Annotated in this window: 3 protein-coding genes; 1 reads left to right on the top strand and 2 read right to left on the bottom strand. The window is 65.6% G+C overall.

Annotation, left to right across the window (positions count from 1 at the left end):
* Positions 1-795 (bottom strand): ABC transporter ATP-binding protein (locus B3V69_RS17440; protein WP_296448268.1); only part of this gene is annotated, 795 nt, incomplete at its 3' end.
* Positions 792-1,922 (bottom strand): MlaE family ABC transporter permease, encoded by a 1,131-nt coding sequence (locus B3V69_RS17435; RefSeq protein WP_296448267.1) that lies wholly within the window; start codon positions 1,920-1,922, stop codon positions 792-794. The genes B3V69_RS17440 and B3V69_RS17435, both read right to left, overlap by 4 nt.
* A gap of 128 nt (positions 1,923-2,050) precedes the next feature.
* Here B3V69_RS17435 and B3V69_RS17430 point away from each other — a divergent pair.
* A partial coding sequence (locus B3V69_RS17430; protein WP_296448266.1) for an enoyl-CoA hydratase-related protein occupies positions 2,051-2,520 on the top strand: 470 nt, incomplete at its 3' end.

The following is a 2,520-nucleotide window of genomic DNA, read 5'->3' as shown; positions in this document are numbered from 1 at the left end:
GGCAGAAGCGCGCTGCCCGCGTCCACCGAGAAAGAAGTCATGAACAAAGGGATGCGGATACGCCATCACCTCCTCGGGGCGAGCGCACACGATGATGCGCTTGTCGGCGACCACGGCAATGCGGGTACTGATTTCAAACAGGGTGTCCAGATCATGCGTCACCATCACCACGGTCAAGCCGAGCTCGCGGTGCAGCGAGCGCAGCAGGGCACAAAAGGCATCGGCACTGTCGGGGTCCAGCCCGGCGGTGGGCTCGTCCAGCAGCAGCAGCGGCGGGTCCAAGATCAGCGCGCGTGCCAGCGCCACGCGCTTGACCATGCCGCCCGACAAATCAGCCGGCATTTTGTGCACCTGTGACGGGTCCAGCCCGACCATTTGCAGCTTGACCATGGCGGCGTCCCGAATCAGCGCCGGCGGCAGGGTTCTGAGTTCACGCAGCGCAAAGGCAATGTTCTCCAGAACGGTGAAGGCCGAGAACAAGGCGCCGTGCTGGAACAGCATGCCGACGCGGCTGGCCGCGCCCTCAGCCCCCAGTTGCGAGGCGGGTTGGCCCAGCACGCTGACCCGGCCGCGGGTCGGCTGTTCCAGCCCCAGCATCTGGCGCAGCAACACGGTTTTTCCGCTGCCCGAGCCGCCCACGATGGCCATCACCTCGCCCGTTTCAATGGTGAGGTCCAGGTCCTGGTGAATCACGGCCTCGCGCCCCGCCGTATGAAACACGGTCCAGAGTTTGTCGATCTGCACCACCGGTGTCATGGTTTCAGAGGCCGGGGCAAGGGGCAGGGTGGGGCTCATATGCCGATGTCCTTGAAGACCACGGCAAACAGAGCATCCACCAGAATCACCATGGTGATGGAGGTCACCACCGAGGCGGTGGTGCCCTGCCCCAGGCTCTCGGTGTTGGGCTTGACGCGCAGACCGTAGTGACAACCGATCACCGCGATCAGCAGGCCGAACACGACGGATTTGCCAACCGCCAGCGTGAGGTTGGAGACTTGCACCGCCGACGGCAGGGCCTCCAGGAAATAGGCCGGCGTTACCCCCATCGTCAGGTCGGACGCCAGCATGCCGCCCAGCAGCGCCGCCAGCGTGGTCCACACCGTCAGCAAGGGCATGGCCAGGGCCATGGCGATGGCGCGCGGCAGCACCAGCCGGTAGCCCTTGGCAATGCCCATCACGCGCATGGCGTCGAGTTCTTCGGTCACCCGCATCACGCCAATTTGCGCCGTGATGGCCGAGCCGGAGCGCCCGGCGATCAGGATCGCCGCCAGCACCGGCCCGAGCTCGCGGATCAGGGAGATGCCCAGAATGTCGACGATGAAGGCATCGGCGCCAAACTGGCGCAGCTGGAGTGACATCAAATACGCCAGCACCACGCCAATCAGAAAGCCGACCAGCGCCGTGATCGGCAGTGCTGTGGCGCCAATGTGGTACAGGTGGCCCGACACATCGCGCCATGGGCCCTGGCGCGGGTGACGCGCCAGTTTGAGAGTGTCCAGCAGCAACTGACCGAGCAGGCGTGTCAAATTCCTGACATGGTCGATCAGCACCCACAGCACGGCGCCCAGTGACAAAAAAAGCTGCCAGGCCGACCGTCGCGTGGCCTTCGGCGGCGCCACGGTGTATTGGGCGACCCGCGTCAGCAGGGTGCGCTGTGCATCCCCTAGCAGAAGCTGGGCCGGCCATTGGTGGCCCCAGGCGTTCCACAGCACTTGGGCCCCGGTATGGTCGAGCCGCTGCAGGCCGCGCAAATCCCAGGTCCAACGGCTCGCCTCGGGTGCCGCGCAAGCGCCCAGCTCCGATTGAATGTGGGACCAGGCCGCGGGCTCGGCCAGTCGCGCCGCCGTCCAACAGCCCGACAGCCGCACACCTGACCCCTCAGGCGGGGTGTGCAGTGTGATGCGTGGGGTGTCTTCCGCCATGGCGGGGTGCTAGATCAAGAGGGCCGGTCAATAAAAGGGGGATTCACCATCGTAACGCCAAAGGCGGGCGCCGTGCCTGACGATTGAGGTGGGCGGCTTGCGGCAAAATGGCCCCAACAGGAGACAGCATGACCCAGCCCTTTTTTTCATCCACACCTGAATTGAGCGTGGAACAGCGCGGCCCGGTGCTGTGGCTGACGATCACGCGCGAAGAACGGCGCAACGCCATGAGCCACGGCGTGCTGGCCGGCATGACGCAGGCAATTTCTGCGGCCCAGGGCCAGCGCGACCTGCGCGCCATCGTTGTCACCGGGGCCGGTGTCAAGGCCTTTTGCGCCGGCGCTGATTTGCAGTCGGCCCAGGCCTTTACCACCGACTATTCCGAGCCGCATGGTCACCTGGCACAACTGCTGCGCGCCGCGCGTGCCAGTTACGTGCCGCTGATTGCCCGCGTCAACGGCGCCTGCATGGCCGGTGGCATGGGCCTGCTGTCGATGTGCGACATGGCGGTGGCGGCGCGCCACGCGGTGTTTGGCCTGCCCGAAGTCAAAGTGGGCGTGTTCCCGGCCCAGGTGCTGAGCGTGTTGCAGCATTTGAT

This window comes from Rhodoferax sp. UBA5149, assembly GCF_002413825.1.
Classification (GTDB): Bacteria; Pseudomonadota; Gammaproteobacteria; order Burkholderiales; family Burkholderiaceae_C; genus Rhodoferax.
Note: the sequence above shows the minus strand (reverse complement) of the source record. Positions and strands in the feature narration are given on the sequence as shown.

Coding starts and splice junctions, on each gene's coding strand:
- B3V69_RS17435 (WP_296448267.1), bottom strand. CDS start 1,922: ATGGCGGAAGACACCCCACGCATCACACTGCACACCCCGCCTGAGGGG.